This is a genomic window from Novosphingobium sp. TCA1, assembly GCF_009811895.1.
Classification (GTDB): Bacteria; Pseudomonadota; Alphaproteobacteria; order Sphingomonadales; family Sphingomonadaceae; genus Novosphingobium; species Novosphingobium panipatense_A.
Window position 1 is genome coordinate 1 of sequence record NZ_BLJH01000048.1, and the last position, 21,159, is coordinate 21,159.

Consider the following 21,159-nt stretch of genomic DNA (forward strand, 5'->3'; position numbering starts at 1 on the left):
CGCAAGGACGGCGTGAATCATAACATGCTGGTATTGCTCAACAACTTTTGGATCGGGCTCTCACACGTTGAGGAACTTGCCGCTGCACTGAGCGGGACGGCTAATGGCATTGCACATAGTGAGGGCGGCCCCATCGCGGAGCCGCTGTCCCGAATTCAATGCGTTCAATTAATCAAACAAGAGATGCAGTCCGGAACCCGTCACCTTCCAGAGACCTTTGGTCGAGAGCATAAGCCTTCAACAGAATATACGCTTGAATTTGAATACGATCATCACCGTGAATCAAACGAGAAAGATGCAAGTGAAAGAATGGCCGATCAGCTTGGTTACGGGACTTGCGGAGATCTTCTACTATGAATCTTGCATTACAGACTATGCTGGCGTCGTCGTTCGGAGCGGCGGTTCAGGAGATTATCTACTGGTACAACCTGCGCCATAGTCTCAACGAGCAGAAATATAGAGAGTTGATTGGCTCAGTAGGGTACTGGTTTGCTCTGTCCGCGATGGTGCTTGGGACCGGCCTTGCAGCCTATTTCTGGTTCGCTGGCGACAAGTGGCCGACTTCAAAGGAAGCAATGACGTTCGGTATCGCGCTTCCTCTTCTTGTGAAGCAGATTGGAAGTGCGGCGAGCAGTGGAGTCAGGTTTGGCCCTGAAAAGCCGCTTATAAGCTATTTCCGAGGATATTAAGCAATGCTGCGGCTCACCGCGGCATTCGTTACCTTCTATCTGCTCATGAACGGACCATGCGCGGATGAGGCACAAGCGAAAAACTCCAGTACACGCGACGTGAGAGCCGAGCGTGCTGTAAAGAGCGAAAGAGAAAGAATCGAAGAACGGACCCGTAAAGAAGAGGTTCGTAAAAGCGAGCAAAACGTCTTATTGCGCCAGATTGGCATTCCGCGCTCTGCCGCGAAGGCCAGGCTGAATATATACGAATATGCGCGCCGTTTTTATTCCACCAGAGGTTTACAAGAAAATAATAAGCAATCCCCAACCTCATACTCCGTTCCCTCAGTTGGATTTCTCTACGCGATATTTGGGCGGCCAACTGTCAATCGGCCGGACGTCGCCACTGCTCTTCTTGGTCCAGCGATGGAGCCCGGCATTGCAATTCTCAGCGCTGTACCCGAGACGCCACATGAGTTCGCAAACGTATTTGGTGAGTCCGTACCGGCCTCTCGGAGCGCCTTAACATCGGTTAAAGCGGGGAACTCTGAATTGAAGCGTATTCAGGGGAAATTTTCTACTATCATCTCTCTTCACCAAGCATCTGATATAATGCGAACGACTTCGGAAGCTACGATTCTCATCGTCGGACACAATGAAGGCGGCATTTTGGTTTCGCCAACCGGAAGCAGAATTCAGTTGAGTGACATTGCGCGGTCTTGTGCCAAGTTCGGGAAGCTATGTGTTTTCCTCTCCTGTAAGGCCGCAAAGCACGTGCCGGGCGTACTCGGCCCAGAAGTCGATATCTCTCCACTTCAGGCATCACGTATAGCAGAGAAGATTGCGGCTATGCTTCGCAAGCAGCCGACCCAAGCTCTTGCGGCACTCATACCAGAACCAAAGGAAAAGCCAATCGTCTACAGCGATCCTTGGAGAGTAGTTGAAAACGTTGATCTGATAATAAAAAAAGAGACCATTGGGCGGGCTAGAGTGGCGTATATCGGATCCTCGATTGGAAGCGTATTTATAGTGACGCTTGTTCTTGTTGAGTTTAGCAGTGAATGTGATGACAGCAAAAAGGAATGTCACCGCTAGTCACAAACCCGGCCTGTTAATACGCCTGTGACATTTCCATCTTCCAAAGTCGAAATCACGATAATCCGTTGGTCTTAATACGACTTATCTTTGATAAATCCGTGACCTGTAGATGTATTGCTGGACGTTAGCATTTGTCCGGAAAGAACAGAGGTGCCCGCCATACGGCAAATTAGCGTTGGAGGAGAGAGGGCCATGAGCAGTGGGCTGAATCACGATGAAGTTCTCTATATACAGCGTACCTGTGCAGCGTGCGGCCTCTATCAGGGGCCTATCGATGGGCTGTGGAGTTTGGCGGTAGACAGAGCTGAGGCGCATTTTTCAGGAGAAGCAGCCAAACTCAAGGCAACTCTTGGAACGTTTGATAAGCGCTCAGAAGATAACATCGCTACTCTAACCATTGCCGCACAACGGATGGCCCGAGACTTCATGAGTCTTGCACTCGAATTCCGTCACAATGTGAAAATTATTTCCGGAACACGCACCTATGCGGAACAAGACAAGCTCTATGCAATCGGCCGGACGATAGAAAAAGATCGCTCACCAGTTACAAAGGCCAAAGGAGGTCAGAGCAACCATAACTTCGGCATCGCTTGGGATGTGGGAATATTTGAAACTGACGGCAGCTACATGCGAGGCGCGAATGAGCGTGAGAATGATGCATATCGTGATCTTGCTACGTTGGCGAAGAAGCGCTTGGAAGGCCTTGAATGGGGCGGAGACTGGTCCGGTTTCAAGGACCCACCACATTATCAGGTAAAAACTGGACGATCTGTAGAGGAAGTCCGGGTTGCCTTCGAAAAGGGAAAGCCATTATTTGCGTGATCGATGATTCGCAATCTGTGCGAGAATGCTCACGCTCGGTCACGTTGACAAAAGCTGCATCAAGCAACCGAAGATCCTTCGGGCATGAGGCGCGCGGGTAGTCTTGGGCCGGCGCTGAGTCTGGATTGAAACAGGTAAGATAATCTAGGCTTTCTCCCTTTCCTCGTCGAAAGTGATGATCGCGTGAACGGCCGCAAGATGTGTGAGGCCTTGAGGAATATTGCCGAGATAGTCGCCGGTCTCGGGGTCGATCATCTCCGGGTAGACGCCGTAGCCCGCGGACAGGATACGGATCAGCCCTTCGAGTGCGGACTCTGCGGCCTCGCGTTGACCTAGCAAAACTTTGGCCTCGACCATCCAGAAGGAGCAGGCAAGGAAGCAGCCCTCTTCCTCAGCTGCCCCGCTGTAGCGGTAGTGCAGCGGCCCGCGAGCAAGTTCACGGTCTATGGCGGCCATGGTGCGCACCAGACGTTCCTGCCCGTCGAAGCGGAAGCGCACCGCCAGTGCCAATGAGGCGTCGAGACGCGTAGTGGGCGTCACCTCAAGGTTTGTGCGCCAGACAACGATTTGGCGGACATAATGAGAACACTGGCTATGCCACGAGTTTGAGGCGGGCCATGGGATCGTTGAGGGTGCGGAACTCGCCAGGGGAGAGCCGGTTTGCCCTTTGCCACAGATAGTCGCCGGTCAAACTGATATGCACCCAGCCCATCGGCGAGAGATGGGCAAGCAGCGCATCATCGAAGGTGCCGCCGGATGATTGGAGATGCTGGGCGGCCCTGTCCATATAGACGGTGTTCCAGTAAGAAATCGCCGCGATCAGCAGATTGAGGCCCGATGCCCGATATTCCTGATTCTCGATCGAGCGATCGGTGAACCGCCCCTGTCGGTTGGTGTAGATCGCGGCGGCAAGGGTATGACGTGCTTCGCCTTTATTGAGGCCGGCCTGGCAGGCGCGACGCAAGTCGGGCTGTTCAAGCCAGTCGAGCGCAAATAGCGTCCGCTCGATGCGGCCGAGTTCGGCCAGCGCAAAATCCAGCCTGTTCTGGCGCTTGTAGGCGGCCAGCTTGCGCAGGATCGCGGAGGGCGCAACGGCTCCTTCCTTAATGGAGGCGACGATCCTGACGATGTCATCCCAATCGGCTTCGATCGCCGCCGTCTTGATCGTGCGGCCCATGAGGCTTTCGATGCCTTTGTAGGTCGAAGGCGCGGCGATCGAGCCGAGTTTCCGGTCGGCGATGTCGCGCAGACGGGGCACGAACCGGAAGCCGAGAAGATGGCAAAGGGCAAAGACATGGTCCGTCGCGCCGCCGGTATCAGTGTAATGCTCATGCAGCGGTAGCGCGCCGGCGCCGAGCATCAGGCCATCCAGCACGTAGGGGGCCTCGCCGGCGGTGGCCGACATGATCCGCGATCCGAACGAGGCAAAATGATCGGACAGGTGGGAGTAGATCTTCAGGCCCGGCTCGCTGCCATATTTCGCATTGATGTCGGCCGCCGCCGATCGGTTGCGGCCCGAGCGGAAGAACTGCCCATCGGAGGATGAACTAGTGCCGGCTCCCCAATGGCGCGTGAAAGGAAGATCATGGTGCGCGGCAACGATCATCCCCAACGCGGCCTGATAGTTTTCGGGCGACAAATACCAGTTGTGGGTCCAGGCAAGCTGGGCGTAGCTCACCCCGTCGCTGGCGTTGGCCATGCGCTCTAGACCCAGATTCGATCCATCAGCGAGAATGGCGGCGAGGATCGCGTGCGGGTTGTCATGCTCCTTGCCGGACCGAAGATCGCGAAATGCGCTCAGGAACCCGGTGCGCTCGGCCACCTCGACCAGGAGTTCGGTGATCCGCACGCGCGGAAGCAAGGCGTCGAGCCTGCGATCGAGAGCCTCCGCCTCGGGTGGAGTGATCGCCGGCATGGGTTGCAGCTTGAGCCGGTCGCGTTCGAGCGCCACGCCCGCGAGCCTGTTCGCCTTGAGTTGCTTGGCGAAACGGCGCAGCCGCCAGTCGAGCGTCCTTGCCCGCTCCTCCAGATAGGCGGCCGCATCGGTCTGGAATGGCAGGCTGTCGGCCACCTTATCGGCATCGCGTCGACTCAGCAAATAGGTGTCGAAGCGGCGATAATTGCGGGTTCCTTCGACCCATATGTCGCCGGCGCGCAACCGATCGCGCAGCGTGGCCATGATGGCCGTCTCGTATCGCCGGCGATCGACCTGGCCACCTTCGGTGATGAGGCGCTTCCACTGCCGGTTGGCGAATGGGAGCGGAACGCCCTCGGGCAGGCTGCGGGCCTTGCGGGCATTGGTATCGCGGATGACCTCGATGGCCTTGACCAGTTGCGATCCGCTCCCCGATGCTTGAACGTGAATGTATCGAGGAAAGCCGGGCTGAACCGCCGCAGCGTCGCATAGCGACCAGTCGCCGCGACAAGCGCATCTTCGCCCGCCAGCTCGGCCAGCGCATCGACCTGCGATTTGGCTGCGACCAGTCTGTGCCAGCCTACCGCTTCGTCGATCAGTTCGAGCGGATTACCGCCATGTTCGACCGCCTCTCCCAGCGCGGCGATCGTCGCGCCGAACAGCCGCATAAGTTCGCCGACCGAGCGGATGCTGTCCTGATAGCGCCTTTCCCGCCCGCGCCGCGCCCGTGTGAACAGGCTTCCGACAAGCCTGTCGAACATCTGGATCGCACCATCGGCGAGCCTGGCATCGAGGTCGATGACCGCCGCGATCAGCGTCGCGCGGCGCCTGTTAAGGCTATAATCGGAGAGCAGGAACGCCGGCGCAACGCCACCTTCGCGCATGAACTGCGCGAACCGGAAGTCGGGGATTTTCGCGCCGATCGCCGGGTCGATGCCGATTCCGCGCACATAGCGTAGCCGTTCCAGCAGCCCGTTGATGTTCGCCGTGGTGGGCGCTTCCTCGAAATTGCGCAGCCAGGCCAGCGGCGTCATGCCGAAGTCGCTGTTGTTGACGATCAGATCATCGATCCGCGCCAGTTCGGCATGACCCAGGCTTTCGACAATGAGCGCCGCCGCGGCTTTGCGGGCGCGTGCCCTGCCGGCGAGGCCCGCACGTTCGAGCGTGTCTGCCGATGGAAGAATGAAGCGTTCCTGCTTCAGCCCCTCCATCAATGCGCGGACAATAGGTTCGCCCCGATCGGTCCGCTCCGCAGCTCTTGCGGCGAGATCGAGCGCGAGCGGTATATCCCCTCGCCGAAAAGGGTGTAGCCCCAGATGCCGTGCCGCAATGTCGGCATGATCGTTACGTGTTTGCGCGCGCTGGCCATAGTCGGCGAACGCATCAACATCGACGAAGAGCTGGGCGGCGAGATAGTGAAGGACCGCATCGGGGACGTCGACGTCGGGCTGCAAACCGAAGCCGGGATGCCGCATAAGCGCGATCTGCGTTGCCAGACCGAGGCGGTTGGCAGGGCGATAGCGGCGACCGACCAGTTCGAGATCCTCGGCGGCAAGGGTATAGTGGCCGACGATCGCGGTTTCGTCATGGGGGATATCGAACAGGCGACGCCTTTCTTCTCCGGTCAATAATCGCCGCCGCGCCATCCTGCCTCCATCCCGAGTCGAGAGCGACAGGCTAGCGTCAATCTGGAGTATAGCCTAACCGGACGTCAGGATGCAGCGGCGGTTTCTGTCAGGATAGGGTTATGGCAAGCATTTATTGACGCATGTTCCGCCGTGTCATAGAATTCAACCTGACATTTTGACCGGAGGCGGCGATGAAAGGCCAGAGGATCGGTTACGTCCGGGTGAGCACATTCGATCAGAATGTCGATCGCCAGTTGGACGGGCAGTCGCTCGACCGGATTTTCACCGACAAGGCATCGGGCAAGGACATCAACCGCCCCGAACTCGATGCCATGCTCGCCTTCGCCCGCGAGGGTGACACCGTCGTGGTCCACAGCATGGATCGATTGGCGCGTAATCTCGACGATCTGCGCAAACTGGTTCAGTCCCTCACCAAAAGAGGCGTCCGGATCGAGTTCGTGAAGGAAAGCCTGGCCTTCTCGGGCGAGGATTCCCCGATGGCCAACCTGATGCTCTCGGTCATGGGTGCGTTCGCCGAATTCGAGCGCGCCCTGATCCGGGAGCGGCAGCGCGAAGGCATTGCGGTCGCCAGACAACGCGGTGCTTATCGCGGGCGGAAACGTTCCCTCTCCGACGAAATGGTCGCCGAGCTGCACCGCCGTGTTGATGACGGCGAGCGCAAGGCCGTCATCGCCCGTGACCTGGGGATCAGTCGCGAAACCCTCTACCAGTATCTCCGCGCTGCCACCTGAGCCGGTTTCACCCAGCCTCGCTCACCCTTAGGCTTGTCTGATTGATACGACCAATGTCACGTCTCTTGAATTGCTTGAATCATATCAATGAGGATTGGAGGTCTCCTTCGTCAAACGAATGGCAAGAGCGCGACCGATTGCCGCTGCGGCGACTGGCTGGACGGCGCTTGGCGGAAATGGTGCAACCGAACTAGCATTGATCTCGCAAAGCGCATAGGAGCCATCGCTGATGGCTTCACCAGGGCGAAATAGGAAGTCGGCGTCCCAAAGAAGCGGAAGATCGTGGTCGACGATCGACAGCAACCTTTGCATCTCTGGAATCCAGCGATCCTCCATCGCTTTCCGTAAGGCTGCGAAGCGCGTCACCTCCGGTCCGAACATGGCGCGGCCCATCGGCTGTGGGGTTGACGACGTTGTATCAATGGCCGTTGGCGTCATCAGCGCAGTGATCAGGTTGTGCCCAAAGCCAACCACTCGGTGCCCGCACACGTAGCAGCGGACCATGCCCTCGGACGACTGCGGCTGATAAGCCTGATCGATCAGCACGCCGCCGTCGTTTAGAAACGGCACCCACCTTTCCAAGCACTCGGCTAGGCTGATGCGCTCCGATTTGCTTCCTTGGCGGGCCTCTTGAACTTTCACCGACGTTTTCAAAGCCGGAGCGTTTCCCGCTTCGTCTAGTTGGACACGCCATACATTCCTGCCGCCGTTGCCGTAGTTCGGCTTCAGCACGCGCGGGCCTGCGGCAAGATGTTCGGGGAAACGAGCGCGAAGGCCTTCAGCGTCCACGTATCGATCGACATCGCTGCCCCATTCCATGGATCGCGTTGTGTAGAGCACTTCCTTGACGCCGATTTTGGCGATCACGTCAGGATGCGCGCTGACGACAACGCCGCACCCCGCGACTTCGCGCAGCATTGGATCGAGCTGCGAGCGGTCGCCTGAAATGTCCAACGGATTCACCCAGACCAGCACTGCGTCGCACGACAGCAGCTCGTCCCGAATCTCGCGAACCGCCTCGTCCCTGTACAGTACAGGCCTTGCGGTCGCCCCGAGCGCCCGCAAGGCCTGCATTATCGGCCACTGCCGGGCTTCATGAAAGCGATGCGTCCACTCGGCTGCTTGCCCACGCCAAAGAAGAGCGATGTTCGGGCCGGATGTCATTGTTGCATCTCCCCATCGGACCTGTCCCCTTTGTGGTCGCGAACTCAGGTGTCGCGCAGCAGTGGGTGTTAAGCCACGGCGGTCGGGTTCAGCCGCCGCCGCGCAAAGCCGCGGCATAGCGCCGGTCGACCACTTCCCAGTCGATGTTGCGGAAGAAGGCGTCGACATATTTGGCGGCGGCGGTGCCGTAATCCATGTGGAAACTGTGCTCGTACATATCGAGCGCGAGCAGCGGCACGCCGGCAATCGCACCGTGCATATGATCCCACGCCCAATGGTTGTGCAGCGAGCGCGTGTGGAGATTGTAGACGAGCACGCACCAGCCCGATCCGCCGGCAAGGCTCATCCCGGTACGGCGGAAGTCGGCTTCCCAGCGGTCGAACGAGCCGAACGCCGCGCCCAGCGCGTCGCGGATGGAACCGGCTGCCTGGCCGTTGCCGCCGAGCCCGTCGAAATAGACCTCATGGAGCACGACCGAGCCGGTGCGGTGCAGCTCCTCGCGCTTCAATCCGCCATAGACCACCGGCGGCAGGTCCGTGTCAGCGAGCGCGGCGGCAAGTCGTGTCTCGATCATATTCAGGGCCTTGACCGAGCCCGCATAATTGTTCTCGTGGTGCGATGTGATCAGCCTTTCGGAGAGGCCGTGAAGCCTGGCGGGATTGAACCTGAGCGGCTTGACCTGATGATTTCCGGCAAAGGCGGGGACAGCCGCCGGCGCTGCGGCCGGCGTCTGCGCAGAGGCTTCGTTGATAGTCATGGCGGCGGCTCCGATGCCAAGAGTTGCGATTGCACTGCGTCGGGAAAGATGGTCGATCGTCACGCGTCACTCCTTCAGATGATCATTACATATGCGGCCCCGAGGACCGAGCAGACGCCGAGCACCGGCAGCATGCCGGCCTTGAACCGGAACATGGCGAGTATCGCACCCACCGCGAGCGCCAGCGCCGGCCAGTTGACGGACGTTAGGACTGGGAGATCGATGGTGCCGGCTGCGAACGGCACTTCGCGGACTTGCTCGAACAGAGTGTGGATACCAAACCAGACCGCCAGATTGAGGATCACGCCGACCACTGCGGCGGTGATCGCCGAAAGCGCGGCCGACAATGCGCGGTTGCCGCGCAGCCGCTCGATGAATGGCGCGCCGGCGAAGATCCACAGGAAGCATGGCAGGAAGGTAACCCAGGTGGTGAGGATTGCGCCGAAGGTCGCGGCGACGAGCGGCGGCAGCCCGGTCGCTTCGCGGAAGGCCGCGAGGAAGCCGACGAACTGCGTCACCATGATCAGCGGCCCGGGCGTGGTCTCGGCCATGCCGAGCCCGTCGAGCATCTCGCCGGGCTGGAGCCAGCCATAGGTCTCGACTGCCTCCTGCGCGACATAGGCGAGCACCGCATAGGCGCCGCCGAAGGTCACCACCGCCATCTGGCTGAAGAAGGTGGCGATGCGGCTGAACACGTCGTCGGGGCCGAACGCGAACAGCAGCGCTGCGACCGGCCCGAGCCAGAGCAGCAGCAGGACGCCGGAGATGCGCAGCGACCAAGAGAGGTTCGGCCGGGCATGGTCGGGAAGGCCCTCGCCAAGAGCGGTGTCGCGGTCGTGGATTATCTCAGCGCCGGCGGGACCATGTCCGCCGCCGCCCTTGAATGCGGCGTAACCAGCGCGGCCACCGAAGAAGCCGATCAGCGCGGCGGCAAGCACGATCAGCGGGAAGGGCACGTCGAGCACGAAGATCGCGACGAACGCCAGCGCGGCAAAACCGCGCATGACGTTGTTCTTCAAGGCACGCGAACCCACCCGGACCACCGCCTGTAGCACCACCGCCAGCACGGCGGCCTTCAATCCGAAGAACAATCCCTCGACCAGCGCCACTTCGCCGAGCAGCACATAGACATAGCTGAGCCCTAAAATCGCGAGGAAGCCGGGCAGCACGAATAGCGCGCCCGCGACCAGGCCGCCCTTGGTCTTATGGAGCAACCAGCCAATATAGACAGCTAGCTGTTGCGCTTCAGGGCCGGGCAGCAGCATGCAATAGTTGAGCGCGTGGAGGAACCGCTCCTCGCCGATCCAGCGCTTCTCCTCGACCAGGATGCGATGCATCACCGCTATCTGGCCCGCCGGTCCGCCGAAGCTGAGCAGCGCGACCCTGATCCAGACGCGCACCGCCTCGCCAAAGCTGATGCCGTGCTCGTGCAGCGTCTCGACTGCGATTTCAGCGCGTGCGCTGGCCTCCATCTTTAGTCCTCTTTTCGCCGGGTGAAGTGAGCATAGAATCCGTCGAGCGCGGTCGATCCGCGCGCGATCCGCTCCTCGTCGTCGTCGGTGCCGGCACAGATGCCGGCGATAAGCGCGCTCACTCCCGGAGTTTCCGGGCGCTCGAACCGAGCATCGGCAATATCAAGGTCGTGAACAATTTCGCCGAGCGCCCGCAGCGCGGGGTCGGTCTCGAGACCGGTGAGGAACACCAAGGTCTCGAAGGAGCAGCGGTCGCCTTCGTGGGTGAACTCAGCGTCCGCCATGTCGAACCTCAGTTCGTCAGGCTCCGGCACATATCCTTTGCCCTCGACGAACTTGAAGCTCGCCTCGGGGTCGATGAAGCGGCGAATGAGCCAGGCGGACGCGATGCGATCGACATGGACATGGCGGCGCGTCACCCAAACGCGGCGCTTTAGCTCCGCCGGGGTCAGCTCGGGCGCACCGGGGCCGCTCACATCGGGATGTTGGTGAGAGCGGCGGTCCGCCTCGGTGATGGCGGCCTGTGCCGCCTGCCGACCATGCGCACCGAAAAAGTCGATCGCGGCGACCTCGTTCAGGCGTTTGCGCAGGCGGCCCACATCCGCCGCCGCGACATACTCGCCCTCACACAGCGCGCGCGCCTCGCGTGCCAACTCCTCATAGTCGGCGTCACGCGCAGCGTCGAACACTCCGCGCAGCTCCGCATCGCCCATGCCGCCGACAAGGCGCGCTTCGAGGATCAGCGCCTCGCCGCCATTTTCGGTGATCTCGCGATGCAGTTCTTCGAACAGCGCGCGCGTGTCCTCGCGATTGGGGAGCGCATGGACGGCGTTCTTGAGCGGCGCGGCCCCGATCGCCTGCAAACGCCGCCAGACCTTCACCCGCAAATAGGCAGGCTTAGCCGGAAGCTGCGGGATCAGGAGCAACCAAGGGGAAGCTTGTGTGTTTGTCATAGTTGTATCGTCACTAGCCTACAAGTGTAAGGGTTGCATCACAAGCCTCATGAACATAGGACTGCTTATCCCGAAGAAAGAAACCGGAGCGCAATGTCGCGGCTCGCCGGCGGCGCGCTCGCATGACGTGAGGCTTTCCGTGTCGAGTGCGCTGATGAAGGATCAATTATGCTGAAAAAGACCATCGCCTTGGGATTCGCCAGCCTCCTGCTGGCAAGCCCGGCATGGGCAGCGCCGGACTGGTCGGCTGTCGACCGGGCGATAGGACGAGCGGGGGCCGAACAGCCGGGGGGCGTTCACCGCTACAGCTTCCCGCGTTCGGACCTGAGCGTCACGCTGGATGGGGTGACGATCAAGCCCTCCCTCGCGCTCGGCTCTTGGGCGGCGTTTCAGCCGATGGGCGACGAGGCGATGGTGATGGGCGATCTCGTGCTGACCCACGACGAGGTGAACCCCGTTTTGAGCCGCCTGCTCGCAAGCGGTTTTACGATCACCGCGCTCCACAATCACCTGCTCCGCTCTTCGCCTGCGACCATGTACATGCACATTGCCGGCCACGGCGACCCGGTGAAGCTCGCGGCCGCGCTCCGGCAAGCGCTATCAGCCAGTCGGACCCCGCTCGCCGCGCCGCAATCGCCTTCGGCCAGCGCAGCCGCATCGCGGCTCGACCTCGATGTGGCCGCGCTCAACCGGTTGATGGGCGGTGAGGGCAAGACGGCCGGTGGCATCCTCCAATACAGCTTTCCGCGCGCCGAGCGGCTGATGGACGGCGATATGGAGACTCCGCCGACGATGGGCACGGCGACCGCGATCAACTTTCAGCCAACCGGGGACGGCCGAGCCGCCATCACCGGCGATTTCGTACTTGTCGCAAACGAGGTCGATCCGGTCCTGCGCGTGCTGCGGACGAACGGGATCGAGGTCACGGCGCTGCATAATCATATGCTAAACGACGAGCCGCGGCTGTTCTTCATGCACTTCTGGGCCAACGACGACGCAGCCAAGCTCGCCCGTGGGCTGCGCGCGGCGCTCGACAGGATGAACAATCAGAGGAGTTGAACTCGGACGACGGCTCATTGGGCCGTAACCGCCGCCCGCCCGACCCCACGGCCCTTATGCAGGAAGTGGAATGGAACATGGCTAGCAAACGAACTCTCACTGTTGTCGCAGGCGTGGGCGCGGCCGCGCTGGCGATCGCGGGCGTGGCGATCGCGCAAAACCACGAGGCGAACGAAAACCGGATAATCGGCAAGCACAGCGAACGAGACATCCCGCTTGCTCAGGTGCCCGAGGCCGCGATGAACGCGGCACGCGCGCAACTCGCGTCAATAAGCAAAGCGGAGCAAGTCACCCGAAAGGCGGACGGAAGCACGCTCTATGAAATCAAGGGCAAGAACAGCGACGGAAAGACGATCGAACTGTTCGTCACGCCCGAAGGCCAGGTGCTCGGCCGCGAATGATGGATCAGCACGGGGCGCCGGCCGTCGAGGGCCGTGCGCCCCTTCCGAAATGATACTGCGGAATAGGAGACGAAAATGCGGCCAAGGCGATGGATATTGTTATGCGCCGCTTTGGCCGCCCTGCCTGATAGTGCGATCGGCCAAACCGAACCCGCGTCGGCGACGGGCTCGGCGTTGTTCGTAAGCTGTCAAGCGAATGAGCCGCGATGCGGCGCTTACCTCCAAGGCGTGCTCGACATGATGATCGTCGCGCGAAAAGCGGAATGCCGCGCTCCACGCTATGACCGATCGGCGCTGCGCGCGGCATATTTACGCTGGGCGGAGCAGAATAGCTATTTTATGAGTGTTCATATGGTGGCCGGAGCTGAACGCTCGTTAGCGAAGGCTTGGCCATGTCAGTAGCATCGTACCCCGCGGCGTAGCCTGCCCGGCGGCTGCCTTTGAGGGCAGGCGGAGCGTCCGCCTGGCGGTGAATTCCGCCAGCTCAACGATCCCATGTCGCGCCTCAAGCTCGCTAATTAGCCGATGTTCGCATTATGTCTGCCAAATCGTTGTCTGGCGCACAAACCTTGAGGTGACGCCCGAATGGTAAGAACGACTGGGGAGGCGACGCGCCAGATCGTCGCCGATCGGATCAAGACGGGCGGATCGCTGGACAATGAAACGGGCTGCGTGTCCCCGGCTCCGGCGCCGGGGACACGCGATAAGAACCGCAGCCGCTAATTGCATCGGGAGGCAGGCAGTTGGCTATGCTGATATCAAGCGCACGTTAATCTCTACGCTCACAGTGATACAAATCCCTTGGACATCACTCCTGACAGTGCAAGGTTCGAGCGGCAATTATTCTGCCGCGAGTTCGATTGTCGCTGTCTCCACTCCCCGTACCAGCAGCTAACGCCTTGACCTGACGCACTCAACTGGCCTCGTCGGACATCAGTGATATGGGCGCGAACAACTAAATTACCGACCCGCTTATCATCGATCGCACGAGCGATCTTCGAGAGAAGCTTGTCATGGTCGAGGATAGTCGGCGACAACGGGTATGGCGAAAAGAATGCGGCCGTGTCCGAGCTGGGTGCGCGTCATGTCGCTGAGCTGCTGGCGCTGCGGATCAGGCGGCCGATGGCCGACAAAGGTCTCCGTCCCCGCCGTCACGCGCCGGGCCGATTGGCCCAGACGAGATCCAAAAAGGGAACCGTTCCGTTTCCTTATCGTTCGAGCCGTTGATCTTGGTCAATGTCTAACAAAACCAACGGAGGATTTCGATGAAGACTGCGATATTTGCCGCGCTGCTTACCCTGGCGCCAGTTCCAGTGTTGGCTCAGGCTGTTTCGCCCGCGACTTCGGGAACGATGAACAGCGCCGACATCGGCGTCTCGCCGGTCGCAAGCCAGAGTGGACCCAACTACGTGCTCGCCGCGGCCGACGCCAATCTTTACCAGATCAAGGCGGCGCAGCTCGCCGCGACGCGCGCGCAGCGTGATGACGTCAAGGCCTATGCGAAGCGCGTTCTGGCAGAGACGCAGAGTAGCCACAAAGCGCTGCTGGCGGCGTTGAAGAACGATCAGCGCACGATCAAGGCGCCGTCCTCGACCCTTTCCGCCGACCGCGCTGCCCTCCTCAAGCTGCTCCAGAAGGCGCCGAAGAGCGCTTTCGACAACCTCTATCTCACCCAGTCGGCGCAGGTTCAGCAGGCTGCGTGGGCGGTGCATAAGGGCTACGCACAGGACGGAACCGATCCGGCGCTGCAGCAAGTCGCCGGTACCGCGGTCCCGGTGCTGGAGAACGAGCTCACCACCGGCAAGTCGCTGACCCCCTCCGGGCTTGCAGGATAGGTGATACCGCCGGGCCAGGTCGACACAGCCCCCCGACCTGGTCCGGCACCTGTTTGCTGCCATTGATGCTGGGAATGTAGCCGGCGGTATTGCTCGCCTGATCCGCCCCGCATGAGATGCTGCATCGCGGTCAGCAGCCGTAACGGTCGATACGTTTGCTGCCCAGTAAGCATTCGCAAAATTGGGCCTAAGATCCTCGAAAAGCGCTTGCGCGAGAGCACGTCCCTCTTCGGTGAGCGAGCGGAGCTTCTGCCGACGATTGCGCTCCCCTACACGCCCGCAGTCCATCAGATCTAGTCCTCCCCTGATTGCGTCATCACGCAGATACCCGACAGGAGGAGGAAGAAGCGCGCCGTCACTCGGTCAGCGCCCCTCCCCGGCATGTGCACAACGGTCACAGCTGGCTCCATCCGAGTCCCAACGCCTTTTGCAGGGCGACAAATGCACGATCAAGCTCGCCAGTCGCCTCCAGCACCGACTGATCGGCAGCCAGCGCCGCGCGTTCGGCGTCGATCGAGGTGCTCAGCGGTACAGCTCCCTGCTCGTATCGCTGCCGGGCGTAGGTTGCCGATTGCCTGGCACCGTCCCGGCTTGCGATACTCGAAAACAGGTTACGGCGCTGATTACCGAAGCGGGTCAGGCTGGTTTCCGCATCCGACAGCGCGCCGAGGACTGCCTTGCGATATTGCGCTTCCGCCTCGTCGCGGTCGGCCACGGCCTGCTCGACCCGAGCACGATTACGGCCGAAGTCGAGGAAGCTCCAGCTGATCCGCGGCAGAAGAAGGCCCGCAACGCTGTCAGGTTCGATCACATCGGCAATATTGGGACCACCGAGGCCAATGATACCCATGATGCTGACTGATGGGAATTGCCGGGCGACGTTGACTCCGATCTGCGCATTCGATGCCGCCAACTGCCGCTCGGCTGCGCGAATGTCCGGTCGGCGTCGCAGCATGGCGGCCGGATCGCCGATCGCGACAGTCCCGGGGATCATCGGGATCGGCGCGGGGGTAGACAGCGCGGCGTCGTGTGCACCGGGTTCGTCGCCGGTGAGGAGGGCAAGCTGGTCGAGCGTGGTTGCGATCTGCCCTTCAAGCGGCAACAGCCCGGCCTCCGTGCGGGTCAGCTCAGTCTGGAGCCGAACCACCTCGTCGCGCGACGATGCACCGCGTTGCTCACGCTGTTGAAGCAGGGCGAGTGATCTCTGCTGAAGCTCCGCGGAGCGACGGGCCAGGATCAGGCGCTGCTGAAGTTCGCGCAGGGTCACATAATTCTGGGCGACCTCCGCCGAGAGACGAACCTGCGCATCAGCTCTATTGGCTTCGGCTGCCTGAGCCTGAGCTTCAGCACCTTCGGCGGCACGGCGTCGTCCGCCGAACAGATCGATCTCCCACGATGCATCCAGGCCGGCGTTGTAGAATTCGGCCCTGATACGATCGGATTGCTCGCCTTGCGTCGGCAGCGCGAGCGAGCCGGCGGGAAGATCGGCGACGATCGCAGTCCCTGACGCGGAGACGGTGGGAAGCTGGCTCGCGCGCTGTTCGCGCAAGCTGGCGCGCGCCTTGCGGATGCGCGCCTCGGCGATCGCCACGTCCGGATTAGAGGCAAGCGCGCGGTCGATCAGCTTCGTGAGCTGCGCGTCGCCCATGCCTTCCCACCAGCGTGCGACAGGGGTCTGCAGGGTGACCGCCTGATCCGCGCGGCGGAATGTCGATCCGGCGCGCTCGCCGCTCGCAACACCCGGCGGGCCTCCATAGTTGGGGCCGACGACGCATCCGGTCAGGAGTGCGGGGAGAATGGCCCAGCCAAGTCGCTTCATCAGTGCATCGCCATCTGCGTGTCGGAGGAGATCGGGCGGAGGAACAGCGCCAGCGGCGTGGTGATCGCGATCGCGACGCCTAGCGCGAAGAACAAGTCGTTATAGGCCATGACGGTAGACTGTTCGAGGAGTTGACCGGCGAGCTGCCGATAGGCGCCGGCTTCGCCGGACGGCATGGCCATGGCTTTAGCGAACCATTCCTGCGTGGTGGCCGCATTGGCCGACACCGTCTCACCGAGCCGGTTGAAATGGAGGAATGTCTGCCGGTCCTGGAGGGTCGCCATCAAGGCAAGGCCGATCGATCCGCCGAGGTTGCGCCCCGCGTTGAACAGCGCGGACGCATCGCCCGCGTCCTCTGGCGCCACGGCGCTGATCGCGGCCTGGTTGAGGAACATCATGGCGAAGATCTGCCCGAAGCCGCGGACGAGCTGGGAATCCGTAAGATCGCCACCGGCTGACTGTGCGGTTAGGTGCCAATCCATCGCGCAGCTGACGCCGATCAGCGTCATCCCGACAAATACCGCCAGCCGGACGTCGAGATATTTGAACGCGAGCGGCAGGAACGGCATCAGCATCAGGGCGGGGATGCCGGAGACGAAGACCACCTTGCCCGATTGCAGCGCGCTGTAATCCGCCATCGACGAGAGGAACTGCGGGATGAGGAAGGTCACCCCGTAGAGCACGACGCCGATGATGAGGCTGAGGACGAAAACGCTGCCAAACGAGCGGCTGAAGATCAGCGACAGCTTGAGCACCGGATGCGCGGAGCGGACCTGTCCGAGCGTGATCAGCGCGAAGCCGAAGACCGTTGCGAGCGCGAGCTTCACGATCATGGCAGACTCGAACCACATCTCGCGCTGCCCCTCCTCGAGCATGACGGTGAGCGCACCCAGACCGATTGCAAGCCCCGCGATCCCGAACCAGTCGGCATGGCGCAGCTGGTCGAGCCGAAGACGCTCATGCTTGAGCCCGAACAACAGGAGCAGGACGAGCCCGGCACAGACCGGCACGTTCAGGAAAAAGGCGTAGTGCCAGCTGTAATTGTCGGTGAGCCAGCCGCCGATGATCGGCCCGAGCACCGGACCGAGGATCGCGGTGCCGCCGAACGCGGCCGTGCCGATCGGCTGCTGCGACGGCGGGAGCCGCGTCGCGATGATGGTCATCGCAGTCGGGATCAGCGCACCGCCGGTGAAGCCCTGCCCTACACGACCGGCGATCATCATCGGCAACGTCGTCGAGATGCCGCAAACGATCGAGAAGCCGGTAAAGCTGACCGCTGCACCCAGAAGGAAGTTGCGCAGACCGAACAGGCGCACGAGGAAGGGGCTCAGCGGGATCATAACGATCTCCGCCACGAGATAGGAGGTCGCGACCCAGGTGCCCTCGGTTCCGCTCGCGCCGATCTCGCCCTGAATGGTGGGCAAGGCTGCATTGACGATCGAGATATCCAGCAGCGCCATGAACGACCCGATCGTGCCCGCCGCGACGGCGAGCCAGTCGCGCAGGCCGGCGCGTTCGGCCGCCATCAGCGCGCGCCCTGCGTCTCGCCGCGCTTCAGCCGCTCGGTTTCCTGCTCGATCCGTTCCCGGCTTCCCTTTGCGCCGATCGTGTCGACCGTGACCTCGACCGACAGGCCGGGCCGCAGCACCCGGCGCGCTTCCGGACCCGCCTCAATGCTGATGCGCACGGGCACTCGCTGGACGATCTTCGTGAAGTTCCCGGTAGCGTTCTCGGGCGGGATGAGCGAGAACTGCGCGCCTGTCCCTGGAGAGAAGCTGGCGACCCGGCCTCGCAGTTCGGCGCCGTCCAGCGCATCAACCTTGATGGTCACTGGCTGCCCGACGCGCATCAGAGCGACCTGCGTCTCCTTGAAATTCGCCTCGATGTAGAGCTGATCGACCGGCACCACCGACATCAGCCGGGTCGCCGGCTGGACATATTGCCCGGCCCGGACTGCCTTGTCGGCGACAACGCCGTCGATGCTGCTGCGGATCTCGACGGCGCCGAGATCCGTCGAGGCGCGCGCAAGCTGCGCCTGCGCGGTGCCGCGCTGCGCCTCCGCTTGGCCGATGCGAGCCGCTTGTGTCGCGACACTGCGACGGGCGGCGAGGTAGGCGGCGCGCTGCGCGCGCAGATCGGCGGCGGTTCGATCACGCTGAAGGACAAGGTTTGCCAGACGCTCACGCGATTCCGCCCCTGTCCGAGCGAGGGGCTCGTAGCGTCTTACCTCGTTCTCTGCCGCTGCCGCGGCAGCCTCGGCGCTCGCAACCTGGGCGGCGGCCTGAGCGACAGTGGCCCGTTGCTCGTCAAGCGTCCGGCGTGCGGTCGTGATGTTGGCGCCGGCTGCGGCGATCTGAGCTTGCGCCTGATCGACATTGGCGCGGTAGTCACGAGGATCGAGGATGGCAAGCAGCTGGCCGCGGCGGACATGCTGGTTGTCGGCGACGAGGACACGCTCGACGTAGCCGCCGACCTTCGGTGAAACGGTCACAAAGTCCGCGCGCACATAGGCGTTGTTGGTCGATTGGAGGTACTGGCCGCTTGCGCGGTAATTCATATACCAGACGATGGCCGCGATGATGCCGGCGGCAAGCGCGGCGATGAGGACGTAGCGGACTATCGGGTAGCGCTCGAGAAGCGAGGGCTTCTTCTCAGCCTGGGTCTCCGATTGCGCATCCTGCTTAGGGTCACTGCCGTTTTCTTCAGCCCGCTCGTCAGCCACTCTACAAGGGGTGACTACACGAAAGTGACGTATCTGCACGCTAAGGGCGAACAAATCCGGTACGATGCCAGCAGATGCTATTCGCAGGCTTTCCTGCCCCTTTTATGTGGTGCCGCCCTACGGGCGCCGATATGGGAGGGCGGCAATCCGATTGACCAACGATCGAGGTAGAACCCTGCTCGCCAAATATGTGAGCTGGTTGCCCATCCCCGGTATGGCGAAGGATTGCCGATAAACCAGAGCGTGGACTGCATGGGCCGCGCACCGGTCAACGTCCATCAAACCCAACCTCCCCCACTTCAAATCGCTGAGGGCAGCCATGTCTGTGTCGATTCCACCGGGTGCAAAAGATCCAACACTCACTCCCGTCCCGGCAAGCTCCACGGAAAGCGCTCGCATGAGGGTGCTCACATAGGCTTTCGACGCGCCGTAGACCGCTTGGAAGGGCACGGATGTTTCGCCCGCCAGGCTCGACACGGCGATTACTGAGGATTCAAACGGCTGCTCCCTGAAAATCGCAATCAGGCGAGCCAGCAAATCCGTGAAACCGAGTATGTTTGTTTCAATTACCTCGGCATAAGTGTCGGCACGGCCTGCATCAAATGAACCAACGCTCGTCATTCCGGCAACCAACAAAGCGGCTGTTACTTGCAATTCTGCAACCTTAGCCGCGATTTTCTCCCTGCCCTCGATTTCACGTTGATCAGCCACTATAATCTCGCACGGCACATTGAACCGCTCGTCAATTTCGGTCTGTAGCTCCCGCAAGTTGTCGAGCCTTCGTCCAACAATCAGGGGCTTGGCCTGGTACGATGCCGCCAAGCGGAGGGCGGACGCTCTGCCCAAACCGGTCGAAGCCCCTGTGACCAGCACCCACGAGTTCTTGATCGCCAGCGGTTTCACGCGTTTTCCAGAGCCTTGTATAGGGCGGTTTTGCCGATCTTGAGCCGGGCCGCCGCCTCACGAACAGTGAGGCCCGCTGCGATATGCGCCCGCGCTTTACGTAGTTTGTCGGGGGTAACGACAGGCCGGCGACCACCCTTGTTGCCCCGCTCGCGTGCGGCCTTGAGGCCGGCATGAGTGCGTTCACGGATCAGGTCACGCTCGAATTGGGCCAGCGAGCCGAAGATGTTGAACACCAGCATGCCGCCCGAAGTGGTGGTGTCGATATTCTCGGTGAGTGAGCGGAACCCGATGCCGCGCGCCGCAAGCTCGCCGACCTTCTCGATCAGGTGGCTCATCGAGCGGCCGAGGCGGTCGAGTTTCCAGACCACCAGCGTGTCGCCGGGGCGCAAATAGGCGAGCGCTTCGGTTAGGCCAGGCCGATCGGCTTTTGCCCCGGATGCGTGATCGTCGAATATACGGTCGCACCCGGCAGTGTTCAGCGCGTCAAGCTGGAGCGACAGCTTCTGGTCTGCGGTCGAGACGCGCGCATAGCCGATCAGCGCCACATGATGCCCGATCCTGTCCGTTTTCCCGTCATTATGCGATCTTGTCCGAATCGCCGTTACAGGTCCAGAGTTAACGGACATATTCCTGTTGGCCGCCAGAGGACCGTCTGACGGACACGCAAAGCGAAGGAGATGATGCTTGGCGAGACGGCGACTGGTGAGCCTGGAAATCTGGGCGAGGCATTATGGCGCGCCGCTCGATGAGCGCGAGATCGCGCGTCATTATACGCTGACCAGCGACGACCTGGAAATTGTCGGCCGCCGTCGCGGCGATGCCACCCGGCTCGGCTATGCGATGCTCATGCTATATATGAGATGGCCTGGCCGTGCGCTGGAAGCGGGCGAAGTCCCGCCCGCTCCTGTGCTCGCCTATGTGGCGCAGCAACTCGGCGTCGCGCCGGCAGCCTTCGCGGATTATGCCCATCGGGACCAGACCCGTCGCGAGGGCTCTGTTGCAAACTCTGACACGGTTTCCAAGATTGGGCTCATGTACTGTCAAGGTCAGTTGCGATGAACGATTTCAAAGGACGGCATTTTACCGGCGAGGTCATCCTATGGGCGGTGCGCTGGTATTGTCGATACGGCTCTGTTGCAAACATGGGGCACGGCCGCGCGGCGTCACCCAGTTGGGGGATTAGGCAGC

At 61.6% G+C, this 21,159-nt stretch carries 20 protein-coding genes and 2 pseudogenes; 11 read left to right on the forward strand and 11 right to left on the reverse strand.

The genetic code is table 11. The features are described from left to right. The 4 genes from NTCA1_RS25995 to NTCA1_RS26010 form a co-directional block, all read left to right on the forward strand. A partial coding sequence (locus NTCA1_RS25995; protein WP_236549586.1) for a hypothetical protein occupies positions 1-357 on the forward strand: 357 nt, incomplete at its 5' end. Continuing rightward, a complete protein-coding gene (locus NTCA1_RS26000) occupies positions 354-689 on the forward strand; it encodes a hypothetical protein (protein WP_159832294.1) in 336 nt (111 codons plus the stop codon). The genes NTCA1_RS25995 and NTCA1_RS26000, both read left to right, overlap by 4 nt. A gap of 3 nt (positions 690-692) precedes the next feature. Further along, positions 693-1,763: a hypothetical protein gene (locus tag NTCA1_RS26005; RefSeq protein WP_159832295.1), complete on the forward strand. Its 1,071-nt coding sequence runs from the start codon at positions 693-695 to the stop codon at positions 1,761-1,763. 195 nt (positions 1,764-1,958) lie between these two features. Further along, positions 1,959-2,588 carry a M15 family metallopeptidase gene (locus NTCA1_RS26010; protein ID WP_159832296.1) on the forward strand — a complete coding sequence of 210 codons (630 nt, stop codon included), beginning with the start codon at positions 1,959-1,961 and terminating at the stop codon, positions 2,586-2,588. A 144-nt stretch (positions 2,589-2,732) separates the two neighbouring features. Here NTCA1_RS26010 and NTCA1_RS26015 read toward each other — a convergent pair whose 3' ends face one another. After that, on the reverse strand, positions 2,733-3,128 hold the full coding sequence (locus NTCA1_RS26015) for a hypothetical protein (protein WP_159832297.1): 396 nt from the start codon (positions 3,126-3,128) through the stop codon (positions 2,733-2,735). Positions 3,129-3,180: 52 nt separating this feature from the next. Beyond that, positions 3,181-6,149, reverse strand: a pseudogene (locus NTCA1_RS26020) (Tn3 family transposase). Positions 6,150-6,322: 173 nt separating this feature from the next. On the opposite strand from NTCA1_RS26020, the gene NTCA1_RS26025 reads away from it, so the two are divergent. After that, the gene (locus NTCA1_RS26025) at positions 6,323-6,883 is read left to right on the forward strand and encodes a recombinase family protein (protein WP_017184234.1); all 561 of its coding nucleotides are present in this window, start codon (positions 6,323-6,325) and stop codon (positions 6,881-6,883) included. Positions 6,884-6,967: 84 nt separating this feature from the next. Here NTCA1_RS26025 and NTCA1_RS26030 read toward each other — a convergent pair whose 3' ends face one another. From NTCA1_RS26030 to NTCA1_RS26045, 4 genes are all read right to left on the reverse strand, one after another. After that, positions 6,968-8,047: a Cj0069 family protein gene (locus tag NTCA1_RS26030; RefSeq protein WP_157838154.1), complete on the reverse strand. Its 1,080-nt coding sequence runs from the start codon at positions 8,045-8,047 to the stop codon at positions 6,968-6,970. Positions 8,048-8,135: 88 nt separating this feature from the next. Next, positions 8,136-8,804, reverse strand: a complete 669-nt coding sequence (locus NTCA1_RS26035) for a superoxide dismutase (RefSeq protein ID WP_017184236.1) — start codon at positions 8,802-8,804, stop codon at positions 8,136-8,138. Positions 8,805-8,878: 74 nt separating this feature from the next. Then, positions 8,879-10,276, reverse strand: coding sequence for a chromate efflux transporter (gene chrA / locus NTCA1_RS26040; RefSeq protein ID WP_008603799.1), 1,398 nt, complete (start codon positions 10,274-10,276; stop codon positions 8,879-8,881). Between the two features lie 2 nt (positions 10,277-10,278). Continuing rightward, positions 10,279-11,202, reverse strand: coding sequence for a chromate resistance protein ChrB domain-containing protein (locus tag NTCA1_RS26045; protein ID WP_008603798.1), 924 nt, complete (start codon positions 11,200-11,202; stop codon positions 10,279-10,281). A gap of 195 nt (positions 11,203-11,397) precedes the next feature. Between NTCA1_RS26045 and NTCA1_RS26050 the strand changes: the two genes are divergently transcribed. The 5 genes from NTCA1_RS26050 to NTCA1_RS26065 all read left to right on the forward strand — a co-directional run bounded on the left by NTCA1_RS26050 (position 11,398) and on the right by NTCA1_RS26065 (position 14,524). After that, positions 11,398-12,288, forward strand: coding sequence for a DUF1259 domain-containing protein (locus tag NTCA1_RS26050; RefSeq protein ID WP_008603797.1), 891 nt, complete (start codon positions 11,398-11,400; stop codon positions 12,286-12,288). Further along, entirely contained in the window at positions 12,285-12,689 is a 405-nt protein-coding gene (locus NTCA1_RS26055) for a PepSY domain-containing protein (protein ID WP_228165648.1), read from the forward strand. The genes NTCA1_RS26050 and NTCA1_RS26055 overlap by 4 nt, the downstream gene beginning before the upstream one ends. Before the next feature lie 75 nt (positions 12,690-12,764). Continuing rightward, positions 12,765-13,091, forward strand: a complete 327-nt coding sequence (locus NTCA1_RS29195; protein ID WP_223178489.1) for a Rap1a/Tai family immunity protein — start codon at positions 12,765-12,767, stop codon at positions 13,089-13,091. Between the two features lie 183 nt (positions 13,092-13,274). Continuing rightward, positions 13,275-13,412, forward strand: a complete 138-nt coding sequence (locus tag NTCA1_RS26060) for a hypothetical protein (RefSeq protein WP_159832298.1) — start codon at positions 13,275-13,277, stop codon at positions 13,410-13,412. Positions 13,413-13,954: 542 nt separating this feature from the next. Beyond that, positions 13,955-14,524: a DUF4142 domain-containing protein gene (locus NTCA1_RS26065; protein ID WP_133085410.1), complete on the forward strand. Its 570-nt coding sequence runs from the start codon at positions 13,955-13,957 to the stop codon at positions 14,522-14,524. Between the two features lie 394 nt (positions 14,525-14,918). On the opposite strand, the gene NTCA1_RS26070 is transcribed toward NTCA1_RS26065, so the two are convergent. The 5 genes from NTCA1_RS26070 to NTCA1_RS26090 form a co-directional block, all read right to left on the reverse strand. Next, positions 14,919-16,343 carry an efflux transporter outer membrane subunit gene (locus NTCA1_RS26070; RefSeq protein ID WP_133085409.1) on the reverse strand — a complete coding sequence of 475 codons (1,425 nt, stop codon included), beginning with the start codon at positions 16,341-16,343 and terminating at the stop codon, positions 14,919-14,921. Further along, positions 16,343-17,869 (reverse strand): DHA2 family efflux MFS transporter permease subunit, encoded by a 1,527-nt coding sequence (locus NTCA1_RS26075; protein ID WP_133085408.1) that lies wholly within the window; start codon positions 17,867-17,869, stop codon positions 16,343-16,345. Before NTCA1_RS26075 ends, NTCA1_RS26070 begins: the two co-directional genes overlap by 1 nt. Continuing rightward, a complete protein-coding gene (locus NTCA1_RS26080; RefSeq protein WP_133085407.1) occupies positions 17,869-19,065 on the reverse strand; it encodes an HlyD family secretion protein in 1,197 nt (398 codons plus the stop codon). The genes NTCA1_RS26075 and NTCA1_RS26080 overlap by 1 nt, the downstream gene beginning before the upstream one ends. A 117-nt stretch (positions 19,066-19,182) precedes the next feature. Then, positions 19,183-19,968 (reverse strand): SDR family oxidoreductase, encoded by a 786-nt coding sequence (locus tag NTCA1_RS26085; RefSeq protein ID WP_004213209.1) that lies wholly within the window; start codon positions 19,966-19,968, stop codon positions 19,183-19,185. Further along, complete coding sequence (locus NTCA1_RS26090) at positions 19,965-20,516, reverse strand: recombinase family protein (RefSeq protein WP_004213210.1); 552 nt, start codon at positions 20,514-20,516, stop codon at positions 19,965-19,967. The genes NTCA1_RS26085 and NTCA1_RS26090 overlap by 4 nt, the downstream gene beginning before the upstream one ends. A gap of 157 nt (positions 20,517-20,673) precedes the next feature. On the opposite strand from NTCA1_RS26090, the pseudogene NTCA1_RS26095 reads away from it, so the two are divergent. Further along, a pseudogene (locus tag NTCA1_RS26095) lies at positions 20,674-20,961 on the forward strand (DUF4158 domain-containing protein); the annotation flags it as partial. Between the last annotated feature and the right edge of the window lie 198 nt (positions 20,962-21,159).